12 protein-coding genes and 1 tRNA gene are annotated in these 15,169 nt (G+C 71.8%); 5 read left to right on the forward strand and 8 right to left on the reverse strand.

The window, feature by feature from the left end; all coding sequences use genetic code 11:
• Positions 1-1,155: 1,155 nt before the first annotated feature.
• Entirely contained in the window at positions 1,156-1,734 is a 579-nt protein-coding gene (locus HN013_RS31475) for a TetR family transcriptional regulator (RefSeq protein WP_171172329.1), read from the reverse strand.
• A gap of 246 nt (positions 1,735-1,980) precedes the next feature.
• Here HN013_RS31475 and HN013_RS31480 point away from each other — a divergent pair, with 246 nt between their 5' ends.
• Positions 1,981-3,195, forward strand: coding sequence for an MFS transporter (locus HN013_RS31480; protein WP_398981169.1), 1,215 nt, complete (start codon positions 1,981-1,983; stop codon positions 3,193-3,195).
• Positions 3,196-3,361: 166 nt separating this feature from the next.
• Here HN013_RS31480 and HN013_RS31485 read toward each other — a convergent pair whose 3' ends face one another.
• Entirely contained in the window at positions 3,362-5,026 is a 1,665-nt protein-coding gene (locus HN013_RS31485; RefSeq protein WP_171172333.1) for a long-chain fatty acid--CoA ligase, read from the reverse strand.
• Between the two features lie 382 nt (positions 5,027-5,408).
• On the opposite strand from HN013_RS31485, the gene HN013_RS31490 reads away from it, so the two are divergent.
• Both HN013_RS31490 and HN013_RS31495 read left to right on the forward strand, forming a co-directional pair.
• Entirely contained in the window at positions 5,409-6,317 is a 909-nt protein-coding gene (locus HN013_RS31490) for a helix-turn-helix transcriptional regulator (protein ID WP_171172335.1), read from the forward strand.
• A 246-nt stretch (positions 6,318-6,563) separates the two neighbouring features.
• Positions 6,564-7,982 (forward strand): MFS transporter, encoded by a 1,419-nt coding sequence (locus tag HN013_RS31495; protein ID WP_171172337.1) that lies wholly within the window; start codon positions 6,564-6,566, stop codon positions 7,980-7,982.
• A gap of 48 nt (positions 7,983-8,030) precedes the next feature.
• Here HN013_RS31495 and HN013_RS31500 read toward each other — a convergent pair whose 3' ends face one another.
• The 3 genes from HN013_RS31500 to HN013_RS31515 form a co-directional block, all read right to left on the reverse strand.
• Positions 8,031-8,561: a SigE family RNA polymerase sigma factor gene (locus tag HN013_RS31500; protein ID WP_171172339.1), complete on the reverse strand. Its 531-nt coding sequence runs from the start codon at positions 8,559-8,561 to the stop codon at positions 8,031-8,033.
• Between the two features lie 390 nt (positions 8,562-8,951).
• Positions 8,952-9,788, reverse strand: coding sequence for a DUF1906 domain-containing protein (locus HN013_RS31510; RefSeq protein WP_249375656.1), 837 nt, complete (start codon positions 9,786-9,788; stop codon positions 8,952-8,954).
• Positions 9,789-10,129: 341 nt separating this feature from the next.
• A complete protein-coding gene (locus HN013_RS31515) occupies positions 10,130-10,453 on the reverse strand; it encodes a hypothetical protein (RefSeq protein ID WP_171172341.1) in 324 nt (107 codons plus the stop codon).
• Positions 10,454-11,159: 706 nt separating this feature from the next.
• Between HN013_RS31515 and HN013_RS31520 the strand changes: the two genes are divergently transcribed.
• Entirely contained in the window at positions 11,160-11,822 is a 663-nt protein-coding gene (locus tag HN013_RS31520; protein WP_171172343.1) for a GGDEF domain-containing protein, read from the forward strand.
• Between the two features lie 121 nt (positions 11,823-11,943).
• Here the strand turns inward: HN013_RS31520 and HN013_RS31525 are convergent, their stop codons facing one another.
• On the reverse strand, positions 11,944-12,447 hold the full coding sequence (locus tag HN013_RS31525) for a carboxymuconolactone decarboxylase family protein (RefSeq protein ID WP_171172344.1): 504 nt from the start codon (positions 12,445-12,447) through the stop codon (positions 11,944-11,946).
• A gap of 378 nt (positions 12,448-12,825) precedes the next feature.
• Here HN013_RS31525 and HN013_RS31530 point away from each other — a divergent pair, with 378 nt between their 5' ends.
• Entirely contained in the window at positions 12,826-13,299 is a 474-nt protein-coding gene (locus tag HN013_RS31530; protein ID WP_171172346.1) for a hypothetical protein, read from the forward strand.
• A 239-nt stretch (positions 13,300-13,538) separates the two neighbouring features.
• Here HN013_RS31530 and HN013_RS31535 read toward each other — a convergent pair.
• Together HN013_RS31535 and HN013_RS31540 are read right to left on the reverse strand one after the other, a co-directional pair.
• Positions 13,539-13,625, reverse strand: a tRNA-Ser gene (locus HN013_RS31535).
• A gap of 130 nt (positions 13,626-13,755) precedes the next feature.
• The coding region (locus HN013_RS31540) for a S1C family serine protease (RefSeq protein ID WP_249375658.1) at positions 13,756-15,169 on the reverse strand (1,414 nt) is incomplete at its 5' end.

Genomic DNA, 15,169 nt, shown 5'->3' on the forward strand with positions numbered 1-15,169 from the left:
CGGTGGGCGGTTTACGTGGCGGGTGCTTGGCCGGCTACCGGTTTCGTCGTTGCGCGGGTCCAAAGGCGGCTGGCTGCGGAGGAGGGGGCGCGCGGCTGAGGGGCGTTCAGCCGTCTGCGAGCTGGTGGGTGGGGCGGGGTCGGTGGGCGATTTACATGGCCGGTGCTCGGCCGACCGTCCCTCTCGTCGTTGCGCGCGCCCCAAAAGCGGCTGGCTACGGAGAAGGTGGGCGGGCGGCCCGGGGCCGGTTGTCCGGCTTGCGGGCCGGTGGGACGGGAAGTGGTGGATCCGGGCGGCCGAACACGGCGTGTCGGCCCGGAAACCCGCCCGAATCCACCACTTCCGTCCGGCCCCGGTTTCACCAACCCCACTCGCCTCATTCACCACACCACCCCGGCCATTCACAGGGAAGGGCGTGCGGCGGGGCCGACCTCCGGCCGACGGGCCAGCGGGACAGCAACTGGTGGATCCGGGCGGCCAAACACGGCGTGTCGCGCCGGAAACCCGCCCCAATCCACCACTTCCATCCGACCCCGAGCTCACCAATCCCACTCGCCTCATTCACCACACCACCCGGCCATCCACAGGGAAGAGGCATGCAGCCGGGCCGACCGCCCGGCCAGCGGACCACTGGGACAGCAACTGGTAGATCCGGGCGGCCGAACCCCGCGTGTCGGCCCGAGAACCCGCCCCAATCCACCACTCCCGTCCCCCGCCTCGGCCCACCAACACCCCGCACCCCACCCGCCACACCACCCCAGCCCCCAGAGACCCGCACCGGCCAACCCACACCCACCACCACCCCGCTCCTGCCCAGCCCGCCGCCCTTTCGGCGCGCGCAACGACGAAACGGGGGCGGACGGCCAAGCAGCAGCCACGTAAACCGCCCACCTCCCCCGCCCCACCCACACCCCGGAGACGGCCGACGGCCTCAGGCCGCACGCCCCCCTCTCCGTAGCCAGCCGCTTTTCGGCGCGCGCAACGACGAAACAGGCGGTCGGCCGAGCACCCGCCATGTAAACCGCCCACCGCTGCCGCCCCACCCGCATCNGGGCCCGGAGGGCACGAGACGAAAGGGACGGACGAACGGGCACAATGCCGCCCCACCAGCAGCCGACCGCCCAACCACTCCAGCCTCGTCCAAGGCCAAGGCCGTCACCCCACGATGCGTCGTGCAGCCGCCCGTACCGAGGCGCGGAGGCGGGTGCGGTCGTCGTCGGTGTCGCCGGTCAGGATGCGGCGCATCTGGGGCTGGACGGTGGACCAGGAGACCATGGCGATGAGGATGAACAGCAGGTCGGCAGGGGGGATCTCGGAGCTGATGACGCCCTTGCGCTGGGCCTCGGCGAAGACGGCGACCTTGCGGTCGTAATGGCGTCGGCGCTCGTCCTCGTGGGGGAAGGTGTCGGTGCCGTACTCCAGGCCCTCCCAGTAGATCAGGCGGATCAGTTCGGGGTGGGCGGCGTGGTAGTCCATGAGGCGGTCGATCCAGGCGTCGACCTCCTCGGCGTCGACGGGCACGTCGGCGGCGAGCTGGGTGAGACGGGACTCAAGGACCTGGGAGAACAGTTCCGCTTTGTTGCCGAAATAGGCATAGATGAGCTGCTTGTTGGCCTTCGCCTCGCGCGCGATGCGGTCAACCCGGGCACCGGCGATGCCGTACGCGGCGAACTCGGCGGTGGCCGCCTCGAAGATACGGGCCTTGGTGGCCTCGGGATCCCTGACTCCTGCCATGACACACAGCGTAACCAACTAATTGGTTGACACGGGTGCCGGACGACGAGGAATATCGCAACCAACCAGTTGGTTACTTCCTCTGATCCAGCAGTCGAGTCCAGCAGTCGAGTCGAAGAGTGAGAGTGGGGAGCACCTCCCGCTATGACCGCCACACCCAGCAGCTCAGGCGCGTCCGCCACCAGCGACGCATCCGCCGCAGTCAGCCGATCCACCGCCCCGAACCCGTCCGTCACCCCCACTCCCATCCCCACCGCCACCCCCGCCGCAGCCCCCGCGCCCGCCCCCCACCGGGCAGCCCCCCGTACCGGGCTGTTGCTGACCGTCATCTCCGTGTGCACGGCCATCACGGCCGCCAACATCTACCTGGCGACCCCGCTGCTCGGCCTGATCGCCGATGACTTCGGTGTCCCGACCTCCTCCGTGGGCTGGGTGGCGTCGGTGGCCCAACTCGGTTACGCGGTCGGCCTGCTGCTGTTCGCGCCGCTGGGGGACACGGCCGACCGGCGGCGGCTGGTGTGGGTGCTCTCCGCCGTGGCGGCCGTGGCGGTGGCGGCGGCGGGCTTCATGCAGGGTGCGCCCGCGCTGGCGGCGGCCGTCCTCGTGGCGTGCGCGGCCACGGTCGTACCGCAGTTGCTCGTCCCCCTCGTGGCCGAGCGGGCCCCGGCGGAACGGCGGGGCCGGCACGTCGGGGCCGTCGTCACCGGCCTGTTCGCGGGCAGTGTCGCGGCCCGTGTGCTCGGCGGACTGGCAGGACAGGCGTACGGCTGGCGGCCGGTCTTCTTCGGCGCGGCCGTGCTCACCCTGGCCATCGGCGTCCTGACGGCCGCGGTGCTGCCGCCCGAGACGCGTCCCGTCCGCCCGTCCCACCCGCTGAAGGCCATCGCCGGACTGCCGGGCATGGTGGCCTCCTCACCCGCCCTCCGGGCGGCGTGCCTGCGGCAGGCCGGCCTGTTCGGCACCTGGAGCGCGCTGTGGACGACGCTCGTCCTGCTGCTGACCGACGAGGACGGCGCCTACGCCATGTCCACCGCCACGGCCGGCCTGTTCGGGCTCTTCGGGCTCGCCTCGGCCGTGGCCTCCCCCGCCGCGGGCGCCCTGATCGACCGTTTCGGCGCCCACCGGGTCGTGGCCGCCGGCTACACGGCGGCGGCCGTCTCCCTGCCGCTCTTCTGGCTCGGCGGACACCGGTTGTGGGCGCTGTGCGCCGGCGCGGTCGTGCTCCACCTGGGCTTCACGGCCGGCCAGGTCGCCAACCAGACGCTCGCTCTGGGCGCCACCCGCACGCCCTCGGCGGCCAACACCGCGTACGTCGTCTGCTCCTTCGCGAGCGGGGCGCTCACCTCGGCGCTGGCCGGTCCCGCGTTCGGGCAGTGGGGCTGGAACGGCGTCTGCGCGATCGCGGCCCTGTGCGCGGTGATCGGCTGGCTCGGGGGCGCGCTGGTGGCACGGGAGCGGTGAGGGACCCGGACCCGGACCCGGACAACAGCCTCGGGGAGCCCGGAGGAGCCCCCCGAACACCTGCACCACCCCCGCCCTCTCCAACGACCTCGCCCCGGCCCCCCACCCGAGCCCGGGGCAGGGGCCGAGGGCCGGGGCCCAGGCCGGATCCGGGCCCCCTACAACCTCACCCCCGCACCGGCGCCAGCACCGTCACCTCCAGCTCCCCCTCCGCGTACTGCCGCCGCAGCTCCTTCTTGTCGAACTTCCCCACGGTCGTCTTCGGCACCGACGCGACCCGCACCCACCGTTCCGGCAGTTGCCACCGCGCCACTCGCTCCCCGAGGAACGCCCGCAGCACCTCGTGCCCCACGGCCGACCCGTCCCGCAGTGCCACAGCCGCCAGCGGCCGTTCGCCCCACTTCTCGTCGGGCACGGCCACCACGGCCGCCTCGGCGACCTCGGGGTGGGCCATGAGGTGGTTCTCCAGTTCGACCGAGGAGATCCACTCGCCGCCGGACTTGATGACGTCCTTGACGCGGTCGGTGAGGGTCAGATAGCCGTCGGGGGTGATCGTCCCGACGTCGCCGGTGCGCAGCCATCCGTCCGGGCTGAACTTGTCGTCGGGGCGGATCGGTTCGGCGCCCGCGCCCCCGTGGTACGCGCCCGCGATCCACGGGCCGCGGACCTCCAGTTCGCCGGCCGACTTGCCGTCCCACGGCAGGAGGGACCCGTCGGGACCGGCAAGCCGGGCCTCGACCGAGGCGGGGATGCGGCCCTGGGTGACGCGGTACGGCCACTCCTCCTCCGGCGTGAGGCCGGCCGGCGGGTAAGCCATCGAGCCTAGGGGGGACGTCTCCGTCATCCCCCACGCCTGCACCAGGCGCAACCCGTGCCGCTCCTCGAACGCCTTCATCAGGGACGGCGGACAGGACGAACCGCCACTGACCACGGCCTGCAGCGAGGAGGTGTCGCGCGGACGGGCGTCGAGCTCCGCCAGGAGCCCCTGCCATATGGTCGGCACCCCGGCGGCCAGGGTCGGCCGCTCGGTCTCGATCATCTCGGCGAGCGGCGCGGGCTGGAGGAACCGGTCGGGGAGCAGCAGCGACGTGCCCGACATAAAGGCGGCGTGCGGCAGGCCCCAGGCGTTGACGTGGAACATCGGCACCACGGGGAGACACACCTGGCCCTGCTTCAGCCCGAACGTCGCCGCGGAGTTGATCTCCATGGAGTGCAGGTAGAGCGAACGGTGGCTGTAGACCACGCCCTTGGGCTCGCCCGTCGTCCCCGAGGTGTAGCAGAGCGCGGCGGCCCGGCCCTCCTCCAGGTCCGGCCACGCGTAGGGGGCATCGGTCTGCGCGGCGAGCAGGTCCTCGTAGTCGTGCACGCGCGGGCGGCAGCCCTCCAGGACGGACCGGTCCCCCGGCCCCGAGACGATCACGTGCTCGACCGAGTCGAGGTGCGGCAGGAGCGGGGCGAGCAAAGGCAGCAGCGAGCCGTCGACGATCACCGCGCGGTCCGCCGCGTGGCGCACGATCCAGGCCAGTTGCTCGGGAGGCAGCCGCAGGTTGAGCGTGTGCAGCACGGCGCCCATGGACGGGATCGCGAAATACGCCTCGACGTGTTCGCCGTTGTTCCACATCAGGGTCCCGACGACGTCGTCCTCGGCTATCCCCAAGCCCCTCAGCGCATGCGCGAGCCGCATCGCCCGCGCCCCGGTCTCCGCGAAACTGCGCCGGCGCGGTGCACCCTCCCCCGTCCAGGTCGTGATCTGCGCCCGTCCGTGGATCACGGTCCCGTGGACCAGGATCCGGCTGACGGTCAGCGGTACGTCCTGCATCGTGCTCCGCACCCGGGGCCTCCCCATTTCGTACTTGTGACGGCTCGTTACGCGAGGGTCGTTCCCGGGTGATTCTGGTGGCGTTTCCGGTGGTACGTCACTACCTCTGCGCCACCGGATCGCTCCCGACCGCGTCCCGGCGCCGCCTGCGCGTCCTTCCGCCACTCATGAGCCTCATGGCCACCCAGGTCATCCCAACAACAGCCCTGACAGTCCCGACAGCCCCCACAAACCCCTTGGAACCGCTCGTACCTGCGATTACTCTCGAACCGGCCAGCATCCGCCCCGCCGCGCCAACCCGTCCGGCTCATCAGTCCGGCCGACGCACCGACGCACTGCCGCGCCGCCGCATCGGCCTCACGGCCCGGCGACGGCGGGCCGACCCGGAGACACCATGGACAGCAGCGCCCGCCGCAGGGAACTGGCGGCCTTCGTGCGATCACGGCGCGAGCGCCTCTCCCCCCGGGACGCGGGCCTGCTGCCCGGCCCCCGGCGCCGTACGCCGGGGCTGCGGCGGGAGGAGGTCGCGCAGCTCTCCGGGGTGAGTGTGACCTGGTACACATGGCTGGAACAGGCACGAAAGATACGGGTGAGCCGCCAGGTACTCGACGCCGTGGCGGATGCGTTGCGGATGACGGACCAGGAGCGGCGCCACCTGCTGACGCTCTCGGGCGTCCTCCTCCCGCCGGACGTACTGCCCGACGTACCGCCCGACGTACCAACCGACGCACTGCCGGGCGTCCCGCCGGACGCGTCCGAGGCGGGCGAAACGCCCGGGAGCGGGGCGGCGGCGGGGCTGAACCCGCTGTACCAGCGGCTGTTGGACGAGCTCTCGCCCCGGCCCGCCTATGTGATCGGCCCCTGCTGGGACCTCCTCGCCTGGAACCGGGCCCACGCGGGCCTGATCGGCGATCCCCTCCAGTGGCCGGCCGGTGAACGGAACATGCTGTGGCTCCTGTTCACCCAGCCCCGGATCCGTTCCCTGGTGGTGGGCTGGGAGACCGACGCCCGCCACCTGGTCGGCCAGTACCGCGCCGCCGCCGCGCGGCACGCCGGCGATCCACGGTTCGAGCGGCTGACGCGAGCCCTGAGCGCGGCGAGCGGCGAGTTCCGGCAGTGGTGGACGGAGCACGGCATCGCCACGTTCGAGACGACGCGCAAGGAGTTCGACCACCCGGCGGCCGGCCGGCTCTCCCTCGACTGCTCCAAGCTGGCGCCCGAGGAGAACACCGAGGTCAAGATGGTGATCTACCTTCCGGCGGACGAGGCGTCCCGCGCCAAGCTGCCCCTCTTGGAGCTCTAGGAGCTCTTGGTAACGCATCGCGTTCCCGGTGCCCGGCTCGGATGCCCGGCTCCGAAGAGTGGTGAGTTCTGTACCGGCATAAACCGCATCTGGAGCACCCTGCCGCACACCACCACCATCAGCATCATGACCTCAGTGCCCACCACTCCGATTGGCAGCCCCCCGGCCGACGGCCCGTCGTCGCAAGAACGCCCCGCCCGGCGCCCTTCCCGGGCCGGGCGGCCCTGGCCGGGTGTGCTGGCGTCGATGGCCGGCACGTTCATGGCCATCATGGACGTCAACATCGTTCTGATCGCCGCCCCGGCGATCCAGGAGGACCTCCACGCGTCCGACGCGCAGCTGCAATTCGTGCTGGCCGGCTACCAGTTGATCTACGCGGTGCTGCTCGTCACCGGCGGCAGGCTCGGCGACCTCCACGGACGCAAGAAGATCTTCCTCCTGGGCATGGGCCTGTTCACGCTGGCCTCCCTCGCCTGCGGCCTCGCCCCCACCGCCCCGGCGCTCATCGGTGCCCGGCTGTTCCAGGGGGCCGGGGCGGCGCTGATGTTCCCGCAGGTGTACGCGATCGTGCGGGTGCTGCTCGACGAGGAGCGGCGGGCGCGGGCGTTCGCCGTCCTGGGCGCCGTCGTCAGCCTCTCCACCGTGACCGGTCAGGTGGCGGGCGGACTGCTCGTCGAAGCCGATCTCTTCGGCACCAGCTGGCGGCCGGTGTTCTGGATCAACGTGCCGATCGGTCTCGCGGCCATGCTCCTCACGGCCGTCCTGCTGCCGGAGTCCCGCGCTCCGCGCGCCCGGCGGCTGGACCTGCCGGGGGCGCTCGCGCTGATGGTCACCCTGTTCCTGCTGATCGTCCCGCTGGTGGAGGGCCGGGAGCTGGGCTGGCCGTGGTGGACCTGGTGCAGCCTGGCCGCGTCCGTCCCCGCCCTGGCGGGCTTCCTCGCCGTCGAACGACGGGTCGCCCGCTCCGGCCGTCCGCCCCTGTTCGACGCGGCGCTGCTCCGCCTGCCCACGCTGCGCACGGGCACCGTACTGGTGCTCTTCTACTACGCCGCGTTGAACTCCTTCTTCCTGATCCTTTCCCTCCTCCTGCAGAACGGCCTCGGCCTGCCCGCCTACCAGGCCGGTCTGGTCTACACGCCGCTGGCCGTGACCATGTTCGCGGCCAGTCTGGTGGGCGGACGGCTGACGCCGCGCCTCGGCCGCCGCGTGATGGAGACGGGCGGCATCGCCCTCACGGCCGGGTCGGCGGCGACGGTCGCCGTCGCACTGCTCTGCGGTGCCGGGATGCCCCTCTGGGCGCTCATCCTGTGCCTGGCCTTCCAGGGCATCGGCCACGGCCTGCTCCAGCCCCCGCTGATCGGCGCGATCCTCGCCCCCGTGGACGACGACAACGCCGGCCTCGCCTCCGGCGTCCTGTCGACCGCCCAGCAGGTCGGCGGTGCCCTCGGCCTCGCGATCCTCGGCGTCGTCTTCTACGGGGCGCTCGGCGGGGCCGTCGCCGGGGCCACCGGGGCCTACACGCACGGTTTCGGCGTCGCGTCCATCGTCACGACCGTCCTGCTGGCAGCGGCGACCTTCCTGGTCTTCCTGCTGCCGTACGCCCGCCCCGGCGCGGATACACGCCCGGCCGCGGCTCAGGGAAAGCGGGGGCAGGAGGGGGTGTGACGGCGTCCCCGCCCGCGGCCTCGGCCGAGGTCGTGGCCGGGGGCGCCGTCAGGCCACCCGCGCGAGGTCCGGGTCCTCCCGCAGCTTGCCCAGTGCCCGCGACACGGCGCTCTTGACCGTCCCGATCGAGACGCCGAGCAGCTCGGCGGTCTGCGCCTCAGTGAGGTCCTCGTAATACCTGAGGACGACCATGGCCCGCTGCCGGTCCGGGAGCCGGTGCACCGCGCGCCACATCGCGTCGCGCAGTGCCTGCGCCTCCGCCGGGTCGGGGGCGGGCATCGTCTCGCGGTCGGGGAGCTCCTCACAGGGGTACTCCTCGACCCTGCGCTTGCGCCACTGCGAGGTACGCGTGTTGACCAGCGCACGCCGGACGTAGCCGTCGAGCGCCCGGTGGTCCTCTATGCGCTCCCAGGCCAGGTAGGTCTTGGTGAGCGCGGTCTGCAGGAGGTCCTCGGCGTCGCTGGGGTTGGCGGTCAGCGAACGGGCGGTGCGCTGCAGCACCGGACCGCGTGCCCGTACGTACGACGAAAAGGACGGGTACACGGCAGTGGATGCACTGGGGCACACGGTCGTGGTCATGACTCAACGCTAGGAGCGCCCCTGTACCCGGCGGATCGGCCGCAAGTGCCGAAGGCCGATCCGCCTCAGGTCGTACTGGTCAGGCTATCCCCACCTCCTGGAGGGGTAGACGGCGCGACGTCGGTATCGGGCCTGCTGACGAGGGGCGCGCGGGCGCCGGGGACCGGTCGGTTCCGATGACGGTGCCGAGGTGGGGCGAGAGGTGCGGGGGGTGCGGGGGCAGGGGCCGGAGCCGAGGCCGGGGCCGGCCGAGGACAGCCCGGCCGAGGACAGCCCGGCCGAGGACAGCCCGGCCGACGACAGCCCGGCCGACGACAGCCCGGCCGCCAGCAGCCCCGGCGGCCGACGCCGGCACCCGACGCCGGCACCCGGCTCACCCGTGGAACGCCGTCACCCGATAACGGCCACCGGTGCGTCCACCAGATCACGGTCGATGGTCAGCTTCCGGCCCCCGTGGGTCTCCGAGACCTCCCCGGCGTACTGATGGATGCGCCGGTGCGGCTGCCAGGCGTTCTTGGCGAGGGTGCGCTCATGCTCGGTGGACGCGGCGACGCGCCAGCGGGCGAACCACATCACCGAGGGCAGCGATCCCACTCCGGACTTCCGTGCGCGCTCCATGTGCCGGATGCCCGACTCGGCACTGCTGTAGAAACCGGGCACGTAGCCCCGCCGGCTGACCGAGCTGCTCCAGGAGCGGATGAAGGCCAGGGTGACGGACGCGCAGTCCGCGTCCTTGTCGTTGTACGCCTCCATGTCGAGGTAGATCGGGCTGCCCGGCAGGATGCCGAGCCTGCCGGCCTTCTCCACCGCCTCGATCGCCTCGTCCGCCCCCTGGTCCTCGGGCTCGTCGCCGATGGGGATGCTCCGCTTGGTCTCCGAACGGACGCAGGGCGACTGCGAGCCGACGTAGAGGGGGAGTACGCGCCAGCCCAGGTCACGGGCGCCGGTGAGCCATGCGGCGCTGAGCCATCGCTGACGGGGGCAGGCGCGCCCGGCCCCGGCGAAGTAGATGCCGACACCCCGGTAGGGGGAGGTCTTCCACGCCTTGAGCGTCTTGAGCGACGGCGCCTCGCAGGTGTCGAAAGCCTTTCCCCGGAACACGGCGCGCGCCTTGACCATCGGCGCCTTCGCGTCGGCCGCCGTGGCGGGCGCGTAACCGGCCGGGAGCTGGGCCATGCCCGCCATCAGGGCGACGAGATATCCGATGATCTTTTTTCGTGCGTCCATACGGCGAAGTCAAGGACCAGGATCCCATGGGCCTTCGCTGACACGCCCTCCATTCATCCGTCTGCCCCGAGAAGCAGCCCGGACGTGGGACCTCCTGGCTTCCACGGTGACAAACCCGGCAATTCAAGCTGACTCGGGCCTCAACAACCCCACACCTAACCCTCCGACCGCTCGCCCCGAAGGGGAAACGACCGTGCGACGAGCACCGGAGCGCCGTCGCACGGTCGTTCAGACCCTGTCAATCCCTCTCAGGCCCTCTCAGGCCCTCTCAAACCCTCTGCGTTCCCAGTTCGCCCTCACCCCGCTCCCGGTCACCCCGAGTCGACCGGGCCCGGCCCGGTTCAGCGGCCATGGATGTTGGTGAAGACGATCCGCACGTTCTCCTGCTGGATGGCTGTGTACCGGGAGCCGGTGACACTCGCGGTGTTGTCCTGATTCGTGGCTCCGGTGCCCGTGGCCACCTGTTGGGTGGTCGTGGAGTTGCCGTGATTACTCCCCCCGACGCCACTGCCGACGACTCCGGCGATCGCCGCGTTGGAGCCCCGGTTGGCGAGCTGCCCGTGGTGGCCGTCGTCGGCCTGGGCCGCGCCGGCGAAGAGGAGTACCGCCATCGGAAGAGCGGCTACGGCGGCGAGGATACGGGCTGCAGTGCGGGTGCTTGCCATGTCATGCCTCCAGAACGGAACTGCTGGAACTGCTGGACGTTTCGGGGCGGTTGGCCGGCCGCCCTGCGGTTGATCGACGTCGCGAGACCAGATTTGCCCACCGAATCTCCACCGAACCCCCCGCTGTTCCTCATTCCCTCGCAAGCATGAGCGTCTCGGAATAAACCTCCATCACTTCCGCAGATTCGGGCACCGCGGCCCACACCCTTCCCTTGCCGACCTCATTCCCCAAATCCCCCATGGAGCGAATCGTTTCGGCACGTAATGGGTCACGTACTCCGGCCACTCCCGCGCCACTCCCGCAGCCCGGAACGGGCAAAGGATGTGCACTGCCCCGATCCTGCTGCCGACCGGTCCGAATTGGGGACGTCAGGCATGACGTCCCACCCCGGACCCGGCCCGGCCGAACGAGTCCGCGACGCACGACAGCGCGTCCGTACCGGCCTTGCGGCATCCGGGAGTCCGGGCCGTTCGCACCTCAGGTACACCCGCACCCCGCACACCCGCACACCCGAGCGCCACGAGCGCGCCCAGCGCTTCTGGCGCGCCCAGCACGTCCAGCACGTCCAGCGGGCCCAGCACATCCAGCACGCCCCAGCACATCCAGCACCCCCCCAGCACCATCCGAGCTCAACCGGCGCACCAGAGCACACGCGTCACCCCCGACCACCCCTCGGGAACCAGCGATTGCACAGGAAGGCGCCCGATGAACCTCATACTCCAGGTCCTGCCCGTCGCCGCACCGACCATCGGCTGGGCCGCCCACGCCCTCTTCCTCGTCCGCCGCCTCCACACCGCCCGCACGGACCCCCTCACCGGCCTCATGCGCCGCGAGGAGTTCACCTCCCGCGCCCTGCGGGCCGTGCGCCACCCGCACGCCGCCGTGCTGCTGCTCGACCTCAACGGCTTCAAACAGATCAACGACACCCACGGGCACGCGGCGGGCGACCAGGTGCTCGCCGCCGTCGGCCGCCGGCTCGCGGCGTGGTGCGCCTCCCGCGGCGGCTTCGCCGCACGGCTGGGCGGTGACGAGTTCACCGCCGTCGTCCGCCTCGCTCCCGACGCCGACCTGGACGCCGAGCTGACGTACGGCCTCTCCGCCCGTCTCTCCGCACCCCTCGACGCCGGAACCATCACCCTGGCCCCTCGCGCCTCCATCGGCCTCTGTCACACCGCGTACCGCCCGGGAGCCGCCCTGCCCGAGCTGTTGCGCGGCGCCGACGAGGCCATGTACACGGCTAAGCGGCTCGGTGACCACTGGCGGCCGGCGGGCCGCGCCGACGCGTACCCCACCGTGGCCGGACGCCGCGCCGGCCGTCCGGGCACGCACCTGACCCTGCTGACACCGGCCCGACGCCGCGCCTCGTAAAGGCCCGGCGGCCGTACCCCGGCCCCCGCACGCACCCCGTACCGCGCCCGTCGGGCGACAGCCCTCCGCCCGGCGGGCGGTCCCAACCACCCCAACGCAACGCTTTATTCGCCGACCGGCCTCACTCCCACGGGTCGGTGAACCCCCGCCCGGGCACCGGCTTGGCGATGAGGGCGATCGAGATGAAGAAGTTGACCTGCCCGATGGCGATCATCAGGGTGGCGAGCGCCTTTTCGTCGTAGTGCTCGGCCACTTGGGCGAAGAGCTGGTCGGACACCCTCTCGCCGTGCGCGGACGGCTGGAGCACCGCTTCCACCAGGGCCAGCGCCGCCCTCTCGGGACCGGTGAAGTAGGGAGAGTCCTGCCAGGAGGACACCGCGGTGATCCGCTCGTCCGACTCCCCGGCCTTGCGCAGGAAACCCGTGTGCAGAACGGTCAGGTACGTGTTGCCCACGATCTGACCGGCCCGCAGCTGGAGCAGGCTGATCGTGCTCCGCGGCACCGTGCGGTTCCCCGTGGCCTTGAACAGCGCCGCCGACACCTCCGCCAGCTCGGGAACGAGCACCCCGGGGTCGGACATCCGCGGCCCCGCCTTGACCTCTGCCGTGATCGCACGCGTCTCCATCGCCATGTCTCCTTCGGTTCCTTCACGTTGCTGTCACTGCTCTGACGGATCCCGCCGAAGGAATGTGACCGACGGACGCATGTGATCCAGGCGACAACCGCGACGCCATTCCGCGTCCACGGCAAGCCCCGGCCCAACAACGCGGCGCCCGGCCAGGTGGAGCGCCTGACCTGCACGAAGTACGACTGAGCGACCCCAAGCCCACCCCGCGGCCCACCTGTTCGTCCGCGAGGCGTACCTGGAGGACGCGCACGAGCGGCACGGGCCGCGGGTCCGTCTGATGAGTAGCACCGCGGCGGCGCCGACCCGAACTGTCTTGGGCAGGCGCCCAGTCGGTGAAGTCACCGGTGTCAGAGGCGGTCAGTAGCCTCGGGCACCATGAGCATCCAGATGCACGCAGCGGTGAGTTACCCGATCAACGATGAGATGGAAAGGGTGCTCTGGTTGGCCGAGGCGATCGATGGGCCCCTCACTGTCGCGTTCATGTGGGAGGGGTGTGCAGAGGCGGAACGCGTCGTGCTGGTGCCCGCGGCCACGCTGGCACTCTGGGAGCATTGGGCCCCCGCCGCCTACCCGACGAGTGGCGCTGAGGACGAGAACCCGGCTGTGGCGGAGGAGCCGGAACTGGCCCACCCGATGGAACTCGGCGCGTTCACGCTCTTTCGTCGTCGCGTAGGAGGGCGCACGGCGATTGCGCGCAAAGGCGTGGTGGTCGCCGAGCTTCTGAGCCCCGACGAGGCGCATTGGCTCCAGGAGAAGGCCCGCGATGTCCGCCAGGGCTTCATGGACCCGAAGCAGAAGGCGGCGTTCGAGGAGTTCCTTGCCCGACAGGCGTCCCTCGGTGAGCAGTGACGCACCGACCCCTGCTTCCACGCTGACCACGCGAGGCGCCGCAGCCGGAGACCGGGCAGCGACGCGGTCAGCCGCAGCAGAACGCTCCGGCTGACCGGCGCCCCGAAGAGGTCCGTCCTCGGCCGTGCCTCTTCCGTGCCCGTACGGCCGGGCCGCAGCGGGGAACGACGATCGTCGACGGTCGGCGCGCACAACGAACGGCCCCCGACCAACACCGCTGGTCAGGAGCCGTTTGGCAGCGGAGGCTGAGGGATTTGAACCCTCGGTGACATCGCTGCCACGACGGTTTTCAAGACCGTTCCCTTAGGCCGCTCGGGCAAGCCTCCCCGCGCCGCGCGTCCTGCCGCGGCGCGGGGGACAGCCTACCGGGTGCGGGTTGGGGGTGTGCAGCCCCGCCGGGGAGGGGGAGGGGCTGGTGGGGAGGCTGTCGGGGAGCGGCGGGCCGCTGCGGGTGGGTTACTTGTCGCCGGTGCGTTCGCCCAGGACGATGTCGGTCGTGGTCTGCTTGCCGTCGCGGAGGTAGGTGACGGAGACCTTGGTGCCGGGCTTGTGGGTCCAGATCTCGCTGATCAGGGTGGGGCCGCTGTCGATCTTGGCGTCGGCAAGCTTGACGATCACGTCACCGGACTTGAGGCCGGCCTTGTCGGCAGGACCGCCGGGGGTGACGGCGGCGGAGCCGTCGGCGCCGTTGGCGGCGATCCGGGCGCCGGAGCCGCCGTCCTTCATGTTCACGGTGGCGCCGATGACGGGGTAGACCGGCTTGCCGGTCCTGATCAGCTGGTCGGCCACGTTCTTCGCCTGGTTGATCGGGATGGCGAAGCCCAGACCGATGCTGCCGGACTGGCCCTGCGCGCCGGGGAAGCCGCCGCCGTTGTTGGCCGACTGGATGGCGGAGTTGATGCCGATCACCGCTCCCTGGGCGTTGAGCAGCGGGCCGCCGGAGTTGCCGGGGTTGATCGAGGCGTCGGTCTGGAGGGCGCTCATGTACGAGGCGTTGCCGCTGCCGCCGCCGTCGCTGGAGGCTACGGGGCGCTTCTTGGCGCTCACGATGCCGGTGGTGACGGTGCCGGACAGGCCGAACGGCGCGCCGATCGCGACCGTCGCGTCCCCGACGGCGGTCTTGTCGGAGTCGCCGAGCGGGAGCGGGCTGAGCTTGGCGTCCGACGGGTTCTTCAGCTTGATGACCGCGACGTCGTAGCCCTGGGCGCGGCCGATGACCTCGGCGTCGTACTGCTTGCCGCTGGAGAAGGTGACCGAGAGCCGGCCTCCCTCGGCGGCCGAGGCGACGACGTGGTTGTTGGTGAGGATGTGGCCCTCGGTGTCGTAGACGAAGCCGGTGCCCGTTCCGCCCTCGCCGCCGCTGCCCTGGGCCTCGATGGTCACGACGCTCGGCAGCGCCTTGTCGGCGATGTCCGCGACGGAACCGGGCGTCCTGCTGGCGATCTTCGGGTCACCGGCGGACGAGACGGTCGTGGACGACGTGTCGCTCCGGTTCGCGGCCCAGTAGCCGATGCCTCCGCCGGCCGCGCCGGCGACCAGGGCCGCCACCATGACGGCGGCGACGAGCCCGCCGCCGCGCTTGCGCCGCGGCGGTTCGGGAGCGCCCCACGGGGCCATCGGGACGAGCGGCCCGCCGCCCGCGCCGCCCTGCGGCGAGGGGCCGTACGCCTGCTGCGCGCCCGCGGCGTTGTACCAGGCACCGCCGTCCGGGCCCTGGGGATGCGCAGGGGCGGCCGGAAGCTGAGCGGTCGCGTCGGGCGACGGAGAGGACGGCGCGCCGGACGGCGGAGGGGGCGGCGCGGTCGGCGGCAGGGCGGACGGCTGCTCGGTCCGGCCGTCCTGCCCGGCCGGCGGCGCGGGCTCGGCGGAC

This window comes from Streptomyces sp. I05A-00742, assembly GCF_013055795.1.
In the GTDB taxonomy this organism is placed as follows: Bacteria; Actinomycetota; Actinomycetes; order Streptomycetales; family Streptomycetaceae; genus Streptomyces.

What these genes read in the sequence shown, in the direction of transcription:
- HN013_RS31475 (WP_171172329.1), bottom strand. Translation starts at nt 1,734, where the DNA reads ATGGCAGGAGTCAGGGATCCCGAGGCCACCAAGGCCCGTATCTTCGAG.
- HN013_RS31490 (WP_171172335.1), top strand. Translation starts at nt 5,409, where the DNA reads ATGGACAGCAGCGCCCGCCGCAGGGAACTGGCGGCCTTCGTGCGATCA.
- HN013_RS31495 (WP_171172337.1), top strand. Translation starts at nt 6,564, where the DNA reads ATGGCCGGCACGTTCATGGCCATCATGGACGTCAACATCGTTCTGATC.
- HN013_RS31500 (WP_171172339.1), bottom strand. Translation starts at nt 8,561, where the DNA reads ATGACCACGACCGTGTGCCCCAGTGCATCCACTGCCGTGTACCCGTCC.
- HN013_RS31510 (WP_249375656.1), bottom strand. Translation starts at nt 9,788, where the DNA reads ATGGACGCACGAAAAAAGATCATCGGATATCTCGTCGCCCTGATGGCG.
- HN013_RS31515 (WP_171172341.1), bottom strand. Translation starts at nt 10,453, where the DNA reads ATGGCAAGCACCCGCACTGCAGCCCGTATCCTCGCCGCCGTAGCCGCT.
- HN013_RS31520 (WP_171172343.1), top strand. Translation starts at nt 11,160, where the DNA reads ATGAACCTCATACTCCAGGTCCTGCCCGTCGCCGCACCGACCATCGGC.
- HN013_RS31525 (WP_171172344.1), bottom strand. Translation starts at nt 12,447, where the DNA reads ATGGAGACGCGTGCGATCACGGCAGAGGTCAAGGCGGGGCCGCGGATG.
- HN013_RS31530 (WP_171172346.1), top strand. Translation starts at nt 12,826, where the DNA reads ATGAGCATCCAGATGCACGCAGCGGTGAGTTACCCGATCAACGATGAG.